The 14504-nt window shown below is 57.9% G+C and carries 10 protein-coding genes and 4 pseudogenes; 8 read left to right on the forward strand and 6 right to left on the reverse strand.

Annotated elements, in window-relative coordinates:
- Positions 1-35: 35 nt before the first annotated feature.
- A pseudogene (locus BN1800_RS34210) lies at positions 36-404 on the forward strand (recombinase family protein); the annotation flags it as partial.
- Between the two features lie 10 nt (positions 405-414).
- Here BN1800_RS34210 and BN1800_RS34215 read toward each other — a convergent pair.
- Positions 415-2532 carry a carboxy terminal-processing peptidase gene (locus tag BN1800_RS34215; RefSeq protein ID WP_087004494.1) on the reverse strand — a complete coding sequence of 706 codons (2118 nt, stop codon included), beginning with the start codon at positions 2530-2532 and terminating at the stop codon, positions 415-417.
- Positions 2533-2703: 171 nt separating this feature from the next.
- Here BN1800_RS34215 and BN1800_RS44195 point away from each other — a divergent pair.
- A pseudogene (locus BN1800_RS44195) lies at positions 2704-2991 on the forward strand (hypothetical protein); the annotation flags it as partial.
- Positions 2992-3014: 23 nt separating this feature from the next.
- Here the strand turns inward: BN1800_RS44195 and BN1800_RS34230 are convergent.
- The 3 genes and pseudogenes from BN1800_RS34230 to BN1800_RS34240 all read right to left on the reverse strand — a co-directional run bounded on the left by BN1800_RS34230 (position 3015) and on the right by BN1800_RS34240 (position 3867).
- A complete protein-coding gene (locus BN1800_RS34230) occupies positions 3015-3218 on the reverse strand; it encodes a hypothetical protein (RefSeq protein WP_087004500.1) in 204 nt (67 codons plus the stop codon).
- Positions 3219-3300: 82 nt separating this feature from the next.
- A pseudogene (locus BN1800_RS34235) lies at positions 3301-3592 on the reverse strand (type II toxin-antitoxin system RelE/ParE family toxin).
- Positions 3589-3867 carry a type II toxin-antitoxin system RelB/DinJ family antitoxin gene (locus BN1800_RS34240; RefSeq protein WP_087004503.1) on the reverse strand — a complete coding sequence of 93 codons (279 nt, stop codon included), beginning with the start codon at positions 3865-3867 and terminating at the stop codon, positions 3589-3591. The pseudogene BN1800_RS34235 and the gene BN1800_RS34240 overlap by 4 nt, the downstream one beginning before the upstream one ends.
- A gap of 1028 nt (positions 3868-4895) precedes the next feature.
- On the opposite strand from BN1800_RS34240, the gene BN1800_RS34245 reads away from it, so the two are divergent.
- Complete coding sequence (locus BN1800_RS34245) at positions 4896-5342, forward strand: helix-turn-helix domain-containing protein (protein ID WP_087004506.1); 447 nt, start codon at positions 4896-4898, stop codon at positions 5340-5342.
- On the forward strand, positions 5332-6057 hold the full coding sequence (locus BN1800_RS34250) for a PIN domain-containing protein (protein WP_087004509.1): 726 nt from the start codon (positions 5332-5334) through the stop codon (positions 6055-6057). The genes BN1800_RS34245 and BN1800_RS34250 overlap by 11 nt, the downstream gene beginning before the upstream one ends.
- Here the strand turns inward: BN1800_RS34250 and BN1800_RS34255 are convergent.
- On the reverse strand, positions 5949-6860 hold the full coding sequence (locus BN1800_RS34255) for an HNH endonuclease (RefSeq protein WP_087004512.1): 912 nt from the start codon (positions 6858-6860) through the stop codon (positions 5949-5951). The two genes, BN1800_RS34250 and BN1800_RS34255, sit on opposite strands and share 109 nt — an antisense overlap.
- A gap of 107 nt (positions 6861-6967) precedes the next feature.
- On the opposite strand from BN1800_RS34255, the gene BN1800_RS34260 reads away from it, so the two are divergent.
- The 3 genes and pseudogenes from BN1800_RS34260 to BN1800_RS44205 form a co-directional block, all read left to right on the forward strand.
- The gene (locus tag BN1800_RS34260) at positions 6968-10375 is read left to right on the forward strand and encodes a TM0106 family RecB-like putative nuclease (protein WP_087004516.1); all 3408 of its coding nucleotides are present in this window, start codon (positions 6968-6970) and stop codon (positions 10373-10375) included.
- An 85-nt stretch (positions 10376-10460) separates the two neighbouring features.
- Entirely contained in the window at positions 10461-10979 is a 519-nt protein-coding gene (locus BN1800_RS44200) for a hypothetical protein (RefSeq protein WP_179213970.1), read from the forward strand.
- Between the two features lie 440 nt (positions 10980-11419).
- Positions 11420-11528, forward strand: a pseudogene (locus BN1800_RS44205) (transposase); the annotation flags it as partial.
- A gap of 218 nt (positions 11529-11746) precedes the next feature.
- Here the strand turns inward: BN1800_RS44205 and BN1800_RS34275 are convergent.
- Positions 11747-11953 carry a CsbD family protein gene (locus tag BN1800_RS34275; RefSeq protein WP_087004564.1) on the reverse strand — a complete coding sequence of 69 codons (207 nt, stop codon included), beginning with the start codon at positions 11951-11953 and terminating at the stop codon, positions 11747-11749.
- 1303 nt (positions 11954-13256) lie between these two features.
- Between BN1800_RS34275 and BN1800_RS34280 the strand changes: the two genes are divergently transcribed.
- On the forward strand, positions 13257-14174 hold the full coding sequence (locus tag BN1800_RS34280; RefSeq protein ID WP_087004525.1) for a hypothetical protein: 918 nt from the start codon (positions 13257-13259) through the stop codon (positions 14172-14174).
- The last annotated feature ends 330 nt before the right edge of the window (positions 14175-14504 follow it).

Here is a 14504-nt window from a genome sequence, read left to right on the forward strand (position 1 = left end):
CAAGCGACTGAGGCCCAGGAGATTGAGCTCCGCTCGGCCGGCTGCCTGGCAACCCGGAGATCCGGGAAAAACGCCCAGATGCGTTGGCCAAAATGACTGCCGCGCAGAAAGCCGCCTACGGCGATCGCATCGCTTCCGCGAGCCAATGGCTTCCCACCGTCCGGCGCATGAGGCCGGACCACACATGGGACGACATCGCTCACGTGCTCAAGCAGCTCGACTGGACGCCGGAACGCCTTCGCCGCGCCGTGAAGTGGATGGTCGCGGAGCGCATCGCCGATCCCGCCTTGCTTCGTAAATCCCCTCCCCGTCTGCCCGAAGATCGATTGATGACATTAGTCGCCGGCATCCATTCGTCTAACCCGGACCTGACGATTGCGAAGCTACCCATACCGCTGCCCCGGTCGGTGTGACTTATTTTCCGTTCGCGTTTCCCGATTGCTTTGTGGCTGCCTCTCCGACGTGTTCCTGCAAATCCGTCTCGTCTGCAAGAATCGCGGCGGCCTCGTCCAGCAGGACGTCTTTTGCCTTCTTGCGGGCATTCTCGATGGCAATAGCAGCGCTCAGGCTGCGCTCATCTGCCTCCAGACCATCATCTCCACCAGGATCCTCGCCATCGCTTGCCTGCGCTCGAGCCTTGAACCGATTCTTTCGAGCAGTCGCTTCGTTGCGACGTTCCGCTTCATTCAGGGAAACAACCCCTTTCTCGCGCTGCGCCTTGAGGTCGGCAATGTCTTGCAGCAGACGTTGGAAATCCGGATCACCCTTAACCCGCGCATCATGGCGGCTTTGCAATGTCGGCAGCAAAGTCTTGACCGTGTCGTCGGAAGCGTAGTTCGCGGGCTTGATCTGCGCCCACGGTAGCGCATTGTCATAACTGGTCTCGCCGATGCTCGTCGGATCGGAAAGTCCCGGCAAGCTGATATCAGGCTTCACGCCGCGCAGCTGCGTGGTCCCGCCGTTGACCCGGAAAAACTGCGCAATCGTCACTTTCAGCTCCCCGAATTCGGGTTTGCTGTGGTGAACGATCTGGTCAAGATCAATGACGGTTTGAACGGTGCCCTTCCCGAAACTGGGTTCGCCGACGATCACGCCTCGACCGTAGTCTTGGATGGCCGCGGCAAAAATCTCCGAAGCCGACGCCGAGCCGCGATTGATCAGGACACCCATCGGGCCTGTCCAGACAGGCGCTGCAAACTCAGCGCTTTTGACTTCGATCTTGCCGTTGCTGCTGCGTTGCTGAACAACCGGGTCATTGCCGATGAAGAGACCGGTCAAATCAATCGCCTCGTCCAATGAACCGCCGCCATTGTTGCGCAGGTCAATGAGAACACTGTCGACCTTTTCCTGCTTCAGTTCGTCGAGAAGTTTGGCGACGTCGCGGCTTGCGCTCTTGTAATCCTTGTCTCCTTTGCGCTTGGCTTCAAAATCCTCATAGAATACCGGCAAAGTAATGATCCCGATTTTGCGCGTGGCGTCGCCCGTCTTCACGGACAGCACAGCCTTCCTGGCAGCCTGCTTATCGAGACTGATTTTATCGCGCACCAGGCTGATAATGCGATGCGTGCCATCTGCTCCAGCGTCTGCCGGCAGGATGTCCAACCGCACGACGGAGCCTTTTTTCCCGCGTATCATCTGCACGACTTCATCAAGGCGCGTGCCCACCACTTCTTTGATCGCCCCATCCTTGCCTTGACCAACGCCGGTAATGCGGTCTCCGACCGAGAGGCTGCCGGACAGCTGCGCCGGCCCGCCAGGCACGAGCTCACGGATCGTCGTGTAGTCATCGCGTTCCTGCAGCACAGCACCGATACCAAACAGCGAGAGCTTCATCGAGACATTGAAGTCGGCTGAAGCGGCCGCGCCGAAATAGTCCGTGTGCGGATCAATCGACGTTGAATAGGCGTCCATGAACGACTGGAAAACATCGTCGCTTTTAAACTTGTAAGCGCGCTCGAGCGTGTTTTCATAACGTTTATCGAGCGTTTCGCGAATAGCCGCGTCGGTTTTGCCGCCCAGCTTCAGCCGCAACCAGTCGCTTTTGACGCGCTTGCGCCAAAGCTCATTGCTCTCGGCCTCCGACTGTGGCCAAGGCTCTTTATCGCGCAGCACGGAATAGTTTTCCTGTGCGCCGAAGTCGAAGTCCTGCTTAAGCAAGTTGCGCGCGTAGTTCATGCGATCAACAACGCGCTGTTCATAGGCGTTGAAGATGGCAAATGGGATCTTCAAGTCCTTCCGTTCTATCGCATTGTCTATCTCGCTGCGGTCAGACATGAACCTGTCGACGTCCGCTTGCAGGAAGAGCATGCGGTCGGGATCAAGTGACTTGATGAACCGATCCATGATCCTGGCCGACAAGGTGTCGTCGAGCGGAATGGGCCTGTAGCTATACCGCGTAAAAAATTGCGCACTTAACTGGGCGGCTTGCGCCTGTCGCGTCAGCGGCTTCAAAAGAGGCGGTGGTGCGACTTCAGCATATGCGGACTGTACGATTGCAAGAAATGCACCGAGAAAAACGTAGGGTATGCGCATTCAGCGTTGATCCAATTCTTTATGTCTGTTGTCGACGTATGATCTAGGTGAGGCAATTGTGGTTTTTTGGTAACCAGGTGGCAAACGGCATCGTCTGCAAAGCCGCGGAAAAAGTATCCGGCATGATCAGGCGGAAGAAAATGAAGCGTATCGTTATCTTCGAGACGGCCCCGCAATCTGTCGGCGCCGAGAAATCGTCCGGACCGGCGGCAGGCGGAGCGGGCCACCCTGATGCAGGTCGGCTTGACCCTTGAAGAAGTGAAAGGCCAATTTCCCCGCGAATTGTCCGGTGGCCAGCTTCAGCGCGTCGCCGTCGTCCGCGCGCTTATCCCGCAACCCCGCCTCGCACCCGGCGACATCGCGAGCGTGGCCGGACTTGGAAGCGCCGAAAACCTGAGGCTGCAGTTTCGTAGGCACTATAGCGTCAGCCCCTTGATCTACCGCAGTCGCTTTTTGTAATGGCCGGTGGTTCAGAGCCTGCGTCAGTAAGCGTCGACTGCCATTGGTTCGGCGGCGGCCAGAACGATGGCGATCGCGAGTAGCAAGGGACCCATCCACTTGAAGTGTCGAACTACGGGCAATCTGTTGCGCGGGTTCCTTGATAGCGGCAGATGATCAAAGCCAACGGCCGTCATCCACAGGCCGGCGCAAAACATGATGAATTCGTCAATGTAAGCTGCGATCATGATTTTCCTGTCTTCGAAGGCGCTGCGACAGTCTATATGTCCAGGAGTAAAGCGACCACCAAGACCCATGATGTAGCTGTGACTAGTCGCCCTCGAGCTCGGTAGGCCACGTCTGCGCGCCGTGCAGAACACGCAGGATGCATATCTTATCGGCTGTCACGACATAGGCTGCGACGTATGGCGTGCGCGGCATAATAAGCTCCCGAGTTCCAGCAATCCGGCCAGGACAGATCGCTTTCGGAATTATTCAAGTAAACGACGTGTAGCGCGGACGATCTCCTCGTCAACGTGGACTGCCCGTGGATTCTCTCTTTCAATGTAGCTAAGATGGTTGCACGATCGTCAAGCGCATATCGCGCCCAAACGAGCTTCATCGATCACGCGCCTGTGCTTTGTGCAAAGCCGCCGCTCGGCGCTCGTGCAAAATCGCATCGGCGTCAGCATAATCGAGATCGGCTCGAGTATCCTCAAGCGCCTCCAACACATTAGCCCGAAACCAAGCATCGCGAGCCTCGCAGTGGCTTGCAAGTTCAAGCGGTATGGTGCCCTCATTGGCTGTCCGGGTTAAGAGAATTCGGACGGCGTCCGAAACGGTCAATCCCATGTTCTCTAAAACCGCAGTGGCACGCTCCTTCACGTCAGCATCAATTCGGTTCTGGAGTTTTCACTCAGCCCCTAGTCGCCTGGCCACATCAACGCATTCTGGAACTTGATCTCAGATGGCTACTTAGCTTCCGGAGGACGGCTAGCCTTCGGCGCGACGAGGGGCGTCGAAGGGCTCGCCATTCGGGTTTGGCGCCGGCGCATCTCTTGTATCCCGAGGTGGTTTTTGGCGTTCATCGGATTTCGGCGCCGGATCTTGAGGAGCGGGACGACGGACGGGCTGTGCTTTGGGATCGCCCTTTTTGGGCGGAGTGGCAACTTTCTCAGTCAAAAGCTCGGTACTCGCGTTTTCAACAAGAAGAACTGGTCGGCAGACGCAAGGTTCCGACCGAATGCAAGCGTCTCACTCTTGAGAACGGCAAACCTCGGTTCCGCTGTTCTGCGAGCGATCGGTTACCTCCATCGGCGTCCGCGTAATCGATTCATGGCCCTCGTCATTTTCCCTACCCTTGAGGACCAAAGCTTGCTGGAATGCCAGCCTCGGCCAAGCGGGTGGACGGCATCTGATTTGCCTCCTCGGTATAAGCACGGGAACAGCGCGGCCGCTCCGTGAGCTTTTCAGCCTCCTAAAGCCTCTTTGAAACGACGGCAACTGCATCGGTAGTCGAAATCTGCCCTGCAGACCTGACCCGCTCAGGGTGGAACATCGCCAGGATTCGCGCCTAAATCCGCGTAGCCATCCCATGATCTGTGCGCATACGGCAGCCGGGAAATCGTGCCCCTCAGCCCGCCTGTTCGCTTGGGACGTCGGCTCCCTACCCCATCGCGGACGATCGGCTACAGCCAAATGAGACCGCCGCGTCGGTGTGAAGGCAGTTCTCTATCCCTCGCTCTTGAAAGGACTCGAACCCATCGCGACGCCGTCCAATGGATTAGTTATTTGATTTAGAGATGAAATTCTGAGCGGCTTCGGTCAGACGGCCAAATCCCTTAACTCAATCGCATTTCGCAAACTTTCAGTTATTGCAGTTACCGGCTGCAGGCACTATATTGGCGATATCCGGAGATATCGCCATGGCCAGCCAAATCGTTCACTTCGCCGGACTGTCGGATCGCGATCGCAAGGCAGCCTCGCCTCTGCCGAAACTGGGCGCGGGCGACAGGCTGGAACTTCATGTTCGTCATGAAGGCGGGAAGGAACAGACGCTCTCGATACCGCCCTCGGCCGCCGCGGCAGTTGAGGCGCTTTTGGCGCACATGCTGCGCGGCGAACGTGTTGCCGTGCTGGCCGAAGACCAAGAACTGAGCCCGACCGAGGCGGCGGCTATTCTCGGCATCTCTCGTCCCCTCGTCGTCCTGCGCATGGATCGGGGCGATCTGCCGTTCCGCTACGTGGGCAAACATCGCCGTGCTCTTCTAAAGGATGTGCTCGAGCTGAAATCCAGGCTCGACGTCCGTCAAGCGGCGGTTGACGCGCTTGCCGAAGATACCGAGGACCTGATCCAGACCCATGGCCTCTAAACCGCCTGTCGCGGTCTATGATGCCTGCGTCCTCTATCCATTTCATCTGCGGAATGTCCTGATCCAGTGCGCCTTTGATGGCCTTGTCGAAGCGCGCTGGACCGACGATATCCACGGCGAGTGGATGCGCAATCTCGCCGCTAACACTCCGGATTTGCCCATGGAACGCCTGGAGCTCACGCGCGACCCTATGAAGGTCGTCCTCCCGGAGGCGGACGTGGTGAATTATCGTCCGTTGATCGAGGGTCTTAAACTAGCTGACCTTGACGATCGGCATGTACTCGCCGCTGCCATTGCTGGAAAAGCTTCTACCATCGTCATCTGGAACCTCAAGGATTTCCCGAGACAAGACCTGCGTCCTTACGGCGTAACGAGCAAGTCGCCAGATGATTTCCTGGCTGACCTTCACAATACGTTTCCCGAGACGCTTCTTTCGAGTGTCAGACTTGCGCGGCTTAATCTGCGCAAGACAACGCCAACGGCTGAAGGGTTCATCGACGCGCTTCAGCAAAATGGGCTGAAGAAATTTGCAAGGATGCTCCGCCAGAACATCGGCCTCGCTGGACTGATCCGGATGATCCGATCAACTTACCGCAGTCGTCGCCTTCATTGCTTGAAGCAGCTCTCGCGATGCCACCTGAGGAACTGGGGATGCGGCCGCTCGGAAATTCCGTTCGGCACGATCGCTTTGCCGGTCTTGATCAGAAGGCCTTGAATGCTGTCAGGATCGTTCGCTTGACGCGAGATCAGGATTTCGAGATCATCCGACAGGCCGATGAGCCCGCGGTCAAACATCCAGTGGGCAGTCCCGGACAGTGCGATGCCATTGGATAGGATATCGGGGCCATTTGCCTCTACCGGACGGATATGAGCCGCATCGACCTCGGCCCGGCCGCCACCATTGATCAGCTTCAATCCCGTGATCGCGCATCTTTTGTCATAAGCCTGCAGCACCAGACGACGAAACAGTCGGTCGCGAACTATCCGGGACGACAACTGGATAACCCGATCCCGCTCCTGTTCGAACACAAACGGCGCCTGGCCGCCATCTGAAAACCCGACCGACGATGGCGCTTCCACTGGTTCACCCGATCGCGGCAGTTCAGACTCATCTTCCGCAAGTCCGATCGATAGGATGCGATTGAAATCCGCAGCCGATACCGGGCGCACCGCTGCCTGCGCCCGCCCGGAGATCCGGCCCTCCTCGTTCAGCACACCTCGTTCGATAACACCATCTGGCCCATTGAACGGAACGGGATTGACGAAGTCGAGATAGCTGCCGCGTTCGATCAGCGCCAGATACATGCCCGGTGCTTTGGGATCCGGAATGACCTGCGCGACCTTGGCGACGGCAAAATATCCGCGCGTCGCCGCCACCTTCCGGGGCTCGTAATAGATAATCCAGTCTCCGACACAGGCTTTGACCCGACCAAGATACTGGCCGGGAAACTGATATTGCTCAGCCGGGCTATCGTCGTAGATCGAATCTGTGCGGTGAATGAAAACCCCGAATCCCATATGGGATCTCTACCATGGTGACCGCGATTCAAAACAGGGAGATCGGTGATTCGCCGACATCAAAATGCCCACTGGCATACTCGTTTTCTCTCTCATAGGATGAGCTCATGAAAGCGGTTCTCAACCAAATACAACTGAGCTCCTCCGATCTGGTGGGCCATCTTAACTGTGGACATCTCACCGGTCTCGATCTCAGATCCATCGCGGGTGAGCTTGCAAAGCCGACACAATGGGATCCGCTTCTCGAAATCCTACGTGAGCGAGGGTTCCGGCACGAGGCAGCTTTCATCGAGCATCTGGTTAGCTTAGCCCTGAGTGTTGAACAGATCGGAGGCGTTGGCATCGAGGACACTTACGTCTCGGCGACGATCGCGGCAATGAAGCGCGGCGTGGATGTCATCGTGCAAGGAGCGCTGAGAAACGGAAACTGGGCTGGCCGTGTCGACGTGCTGCGGAAAGTCGCCAGACCGAGCAAGCTAGGTGACTGGTCATACGAGATCTATGACACCAAACTGGCTCGGGAGACACGCGGCGGAACGGTCCTGCAGCTCTGTCTTTACTCTGATCTTCTGGCCGCGGCTCAGGGCTGCGAGCCGGAGTTCACCTATGTCGTTGTACCTTGGACGGAATTCAAACCTGAACGGCTGCGCGTCGCCGACTATGGCGCATATTATCGCAAGGCCAAGAGCGCTACGGAGGCTGCCGTCGCCAATGGCGTCAGGGACACCTATCCAGAGCCGACGGGCCACTGCGACATCTGTCGGTGGTTTGAGATCTGCGACAAACGCCGGCGCGACGACGACCACCTGTCGTTCGTGGCAGGCATCAGCCGTAATCAGATAGCGGAACTTACATCGCACGATATCAACACTCTGGATGCGCTTGCCCAGATGCCATTGCCGATGCCTTGGAAACCAGAACGCGGGGCGGCTCAATCCTATGAGCGCGTGCGTGAGCAGGCGCGTATCCAGGCGGAAGCCCGTCACACCTGCAAACCGAACTTCGAGCTTCTTCCCGTCGAAACCGGGCTGGGGCTCTCAGGGCTGCCGGAACCCAACGAAGGAGATGTCTTCTTCGATCTCGAAGGCGATCCCTTTGTCGGTGAACACGGGCTGGAGTACCTGTTCGGATATCACTACCAAGACGATGGTGGGCAGCCCGCCTATGTCTGCGATTGGTCTTTCGACCGGGCGGGCGAGAAAGCAGCGTTCGAGCGGTTCGTAGACTTCGTTGTCGAGCGAAGGAAGACGTATCCTGGTCTGCACGTCTACCACTTTGCACCCTATGAGCCGGCGGCGTTGAAGAGACTGATGGGTCGCTATGCGACACGCGAAGACGAAATCGATCATTTCCTTCGAAATCTGGTGTTCGTCGATCTCTATAGCGTCGTGAGAAACGGTGTCCGGGCGAGCGTCGAGAGCTACTCGATCAAACGGCTCGAGACTTTCTATGGCTACGAGCGCAACGTGACGCTCCGGGATGCGAACATCGCCCTCTCCGCTTTTCAGGCGGGGCTTGAACTCGATGATGTTTCGTCCATCACGGAAGCTGAACGGGATATCGTCAAAGGCTACAACGAGGACGACTGCGTTTCGACGCGGCATCTGAGGGACTGGCTGGAAGAGCGGCGATCGCAGCTTGTCGCCGACGGCGTCGACGTGCCCCGCCGTCCCCTGATGGCCGAGGTGCCAGGCGAGGAACTTTCGGAGCGGCAGAAACGTGTCGCCGAACTGACCGAAAAGTTGCTCGCGAACATTCCCGTCGATGAATTGGAACGGTCTCCCGAGCAACATGCCCAATGGATACTCGCCAATATTCTCGATTGGCACCGGCGCGAAGACAAGGCTGTCTGGTGGGAGTATTTCCGCCTCAAGGACCTTAGTGCGGACGAACTTATCGACGAGCGAGCGGCGCTAGCTGGCCTCACGTTCGTCGGCGAGGCCGCGGTAAGCAAAGGAAAGACGCCAACGCACCGATACAAGTTTGTGGCCCAGGACACGGACGTCCGGCCCGGCAAGTTGCTCTGCCAGGTTGGTGGCAACAAATTCGGTAGTGTGGTCGAAATCTCCAGCGAGAGCGGAACGATCGACATCAAAAAGAGGACCGACACAGCTGCCGTTCACCCCCAAGCAGTCTTTGTGCATGAACATATCCGTGCCGATGAGCAGGCCGGCGCATTGTTGAGGATCGGCGAGTTCGTAGTCGACAACGGCATCACGGGCACCGGGCGCTTTCAAGCTGCTCGCGAACTTCTGATGCGCCTTCCTCCGCATATCGATGGAAACAAGTTTCAGCAGTCAGGCCACAGCACCTTGGCTGCCGCAAACAGGATCGCAAACAAGCTTGAGCAAGGCGTTCTTCCGATACAGGGGCCGCCGGGAACCGGCAAATCGCACACTGGAGCCAGGATGATCTGCCAGTTCGTGGCAGACGGCAAGAAGGTGGGAATAACGGCGAACAGCCACAAGGTGATCCGCAATCTGCTGGATAAGGTCATCGAGGCGGCGGAAGAGCTGAATCTAAACGTCCGTTGCATCCAAAAACCAGAAGCCGACAACTCGGAGGTTGGGACGGCTCGCCTTGGCTTCGCAAAGAAGAACGAGGATCTGATCAATGCTATGACGTCCGGCGAATTCCATGTTGCCGGCGCGACGAGCTTCCTTTGGGCGCGCGCTGACGCCGAAGACGTTCTGGATGTACTGTTTGTCGACGAAGCCGCACAGATGTCGTTGGCCAACGTACTCGCGGTCTCACAAGCTGCGAAGCGTCTTGTGCTTCTTGGAGACCCGCAACAGCTCGACCAACCGAGCCAGGGCGCCCATCCGGATGGCGTTGGCGTCTCCTCGCTCGAACACGTTCTTGGTGGCCAGCAAACGATCGGTCCGGAGCAAGGTCTTTTTCTTGCCGAGACCTGGCGCATGCATCCCGATGTCTGTGCTTTCATCTCGGAGCTATTCTACGAAAGCAAGCTGGCCCCCATCGCGGCTTGCGTCAAACAACGCATTGTCTCGACCGGAGCGATACGCGGCTCCGGACTGCGATATTTGCCCGTGCAGCATTCAGGAAATGCCAGTACCTCGATCGAGGAAGCCGAGGCGGTCGCAGCGCTCGTTACCAAAATTCTGAAAGAGAACCCCCAATGGGTCGATCGTGATGGCAAGGTCTGCCCGCTCTCGCTCGACGACGTAGTTATCATCACTCCCTATAACGCCCAGGTGCTGGAGATCCAAAAGCGATTACCGTCCGCGAGGGTTGGCACGGTTGACAAATTCCAGGGACAGGAAGCGCCGATCGCGATCTATTCGATGGCGACGTCGAGCTATGCGGAAGCCCCGCGAGGCATGGAGTTTCTTTACAGCTCCAATCGGTTCAACGTTGCGATCTCCCGCGCGAAATGTCTGGCAATACTGGTCGCATCGCCGGCAATCTTCGACGTCGATTGCAAAACGCCTCGGCAAATGCAGTTGGCCAATTCCTTCTGCAGGTATCTCGAGTTGGCTACCACCGTTCAGTAGCCACGAGATGAGATTGCTCCGAGACCGACACGCCTTGCCTTTCAGCAAATCATTGCACGCATCGCGGAGATTGCACCTGACTTCGATGAAGCAGCCGGATTCCTTGATCATCGCCCATCATTTCCCGCGTCAGCCCGCGCACCTCGTAGCCGGCCGCCCGGGCTTTTTCGATGATGGATTCGAGTGTGGGATATTCCTCGAGGAACGCGCCGAACCACAACGCGCACTCGTCGGTTTCCGGATGCGGAAAGCCTTGCAGAAAGAAGGTTCGCAACGGCGGATCAAAGCCTATGGTCCCCTGCTCGTCAGTTTCATTCCCGTTGTGATCTCTACGATATCCGGGCCAGCCTGCCGCAACGCGGGCGGGGGTGGCTCCTCGCCGGCGTGGCGTGAGGAAGTTCACCTCAAATTGCTCTTCGGAAACAGCACGCGATCGGGTTTTGCATTCATTCGCGCCAACATTTCTTTGATCAAGGGTGTTTTGGTGCGCGCCGACGTCGAGGCTGGATTGCGTGCCGAAGGATTGTTGAAAGCCGAGGGGCCGCACGCGCCGCTGCAACAGTCCAAAGCGGCGCAACCACCCATCGCCCCCTACCTCATCTGACGGAGCAAGCACTGAAACGAAAAGGCCCGCCACTAAGAGCCCTGAACGTTCGCTTCGGTCAGATCATCAGCCGCGGTTTCATGCTTACTGTTCTAGCCGTAGACAGGTCCCAACCGCATTGCGTCTGCTCATCGAGCTTATTCGAGAGATACGGCCGCTGGCTGGTTGAGCTGAGCGCCCGCTATGGCACCCTGCGGACGGAAAGCGGAGGGGTCGGAAAGTTCCGAAGCTTGGACCGACGATCATGCTGTTTGAGGATCGTGCCCGCTGTGGTGGTGTAACTGGACAACTCTGGCCACATGCTCTCTGGTGTGAGCCGGACTGATCGGCGTGGCACTGCCGGCAGGCTGATGAGGGGATCATCAGCTCATCTGGCTCATGGTTTCCAGCGTCATTATAGCGAGCCCGCTGCACGGCCCACTCGTCATTTTGTTTCCATCAATCCGGTCGAGCGGCTCAATGGCGAGATCAAGCGACGCAGAGGTCGTCGGCATCTTCGCCAACAACGATGCCATCGTCCGTCTAGTCGGCGCATTGCTGCTGGAAACGTTATCCGCAAAGCGTTCAAGAATTGAGAGGTCGGCGAACATTTAAATCAACGCGAAGAGCCCTCACCCGAAGGACCCTTCGCGTTTACTGACGTGGCGAAGGGAGGCCAAATCGGATCCGGCTGCAGCCTTCCTGCTCCGCGCACAGAACCCGGCGGCTGGGAAAAACCGATTGCCAGATCACACTGGCCGCATCACTCGTCACCAGTTGGCCGGGTTTCAATGCCAAGTCTGGCGGTTATACCAGTCATCGATATCGCGACGCACGCGATCCTTTTCGAGGCCGTAGCGCTCCTGGATCTTGCCTTCCAGTTGCTCGCGTTTACCGGCGATCTGATCAAGGTCGTCGTCGGTCAGCTTGCCCCATTGCTCTTTGATTTTCCCTTTGGCCTGTTTCCAGTTACCTTCGACGCGGTTCCAATCCATGATCGTTTCCTTTCTTGAATATCGAGGTGTCGAGGAAACGTTGCCCGTGATGTTTTGTTCATCGCAAGCCACGTAAATCGCAGCCATTGATGGGTCTCAAAATTCAGCTGGCCCCTGTTCTCATCGCGGGCCTGTGAGGCGATTTCTCGCAGACTGCCGCGAAGCTCGGAGCAAATTGCGCACGGAAGAAGTAGGCTTCGATTGCGGAATACGTGACGCTGATCCAGCGAAACCAGGCAGGCCATCAACAAGGCCCTCAGATAGTTGCCGAGGTTTGCCGAAAGCTACGACAGGTTGCAACGATCGGACATCATTCGAAGAATTCTGCTTCATTTTCGGGGGGTGACGGGCGAGCTTCTCGTCCAAAGAGCCCGATCCAAAGGCCAGCGAGAGGAAGCGTGCCGTGTTTCCGATAGTTGCTGGATTGCGGCCGCGGTTCCAGCTTCGCCGTCTCGGACCTGTCTGCTGAGCGACTGGGGAGAGCTTAACAATCAGTTCGGCCGAAAGCGGCTCCTGCTGCTTGGCAAGGTCCGAACTGGGGCAAGCTCGCTCTCCTTGATTTAGTGAGCAGCCCGGGTGTGCGCTTACGCCAGCGGTGTCGATTTCCATCTGAGCGATGATGCATTCTGTGGGCTCTTTTCGCATGCCGCCAGTCTTGGTGCGTTCAAGATCAAGGTTGCTCCGCCTGAGCGCACAGCGACCGATGGTGATGTTTCCATGCCGCGGCAGTCGTCCGATGCAAGCAGGCTCGCTTTCCTTTTTTCGGAAGAGACCGCAAGGCTGCCGGCTCATCTCTATCAACTCGCCACCCGGCGCGCGGCTATGTGGAGACAGCGAATTCCGCCAACACCCGCAAGGCCCATGCCGCAGACTGGAAACACTTTGCCGCCTGGGGCCGACGCTCAAACCTTTCTTCCCTTCCGCGAAGCCCCCGTCGGCCTCTACATTACCGAGGGCTTCCGTCGGCTTGCTGAACCTCGAAACCTTTTGTTTTCCCGATGAGATCGCCGAGCTTGCGGAAAGCAGGTCAGAGACCGCGCAGGGGGCCGACGATGCATCCTCCTGCGGAAGTCGGACGCAGCGCACCGGGACTTCGCCAGTATCGAGGTTGTTGCAGTACGGTACGCGCCGAACGCGGCCGTTTTCCGGAACATTGCATGCACGTCAGCGTTAAGACGTTGCAATATATACAAAGCTCAAGATCGGAGGCAACGCCATGGGTCGCGGTATTCTTCTCTGGCTTCTCGGCATCCCACTGCCAATCGTCATTCTCCTTGTCCTCCTCATGCGATAGGAGGCGCTCATGTCCACGTCCATGACGGGCCCGGACGTCGCGGCCACTCCGGTTGAATCGTCCAAGTCTGCGATGTCGTGGGGACCGATCTTCGGCGGCGCCTTTGCCGCCGTAGGCGTCACTCTGATCCTTCTGCTTTTAGGCTCGGGTGTCGGGCTCACGATGGTGTCGCCGTGGCCGGGCCAGAGCAGTTCGGCAGGGTCAATCGGCGTCACCGCTGCAATTTGGCTTGTGGTCGTGCAATGGCTCTCGGCAGCGTTGGGCGGCTACCTCACAGGACGGCTCCGCACGAAATGGGCGGCTGTCCACACTGATGAGGTGTTCTTCAGAGACACCGCCCATGGCTTGATCAGTTGGTCGGTCGCCACGGTTTTTGTCGCAGGCTTCCTCGCGTCCTCTTTGACCTCGCTTGCAGGCGCCGGAGTTCAGGGCGTGAGCCACGCCGCTACGACGGCCGGTCTTGCCGGCACTATTGCAGCAGCATCTTCAGACTCGCAGGTGGTCAATCTTTCGACGTCCTATTTCACCGATGCTTTGCTGCGATCCGATCGGCCCCCCGCGCAGGCCACGGCCGACCAAGGTGTAGCCACGGCTGAGGTGTCCAGAATACTTCTTCAGGGCGCCGCTCAAGGCGGGATCCCAGACGAGGACAAAAACTACCTTGCTACGCTCGTGGCATCGCGCACGGGTCTTTCGGAGGCCGATGCCAAGGCCCGTGTCGACGCTATCTTAAAGCGTGTGGAAGACGCGAAGGTCGCTGCGCAGAAAGCCGCAGACGAGGCGCGAAAGGCAGCGGCAACAACGGCCATGCTCGGTGCGCTGTCTCTTATAACAGGTGCTTTTATTGCTTCTGCTGCAGCAGCACTCGGAGGGCGGCAGCGGGATGAGGAAGAGGACCTTGCTCTGCAAGGATTGTCTGAACGCTGATCGATGAAACATCAGGCGAGACCGCGAGGTCCGTTGTGGCATAGAGAAATTCCCTTCAGGGCGGAACGGGGCGATGTCTCTATGTGGCGGATAAATCCATGCCCGACCTTAGACAGCGGCGGCCCCAGACGAACACACGGAAATCCGATATCCAATCCGCGCATAAGAGGGTTCGGACGGCGCACCACGGCGGCTGTCATGTTAGTGTCGGATACCGCAAAGGCGAGACACGATCGCAGATTCTGCAAATCACGGTATGCGTTAAGGGTTCTCCGGACTTCTATCGGTTCGGCTGGCAGGCTGTGAATTGCCGGAACCGGCCAGCTGCCT

The organism is Rhizobium sullae, from assembly GCF_900169785.1.
In the GTDB taxonomy this organism is placed as follows: Bacteria; Pseudomonadota; Alphaproteobacteria; order Rhizobiales; family Rhizobiaceae; genus Rhizobium; species Rhizobium sullae.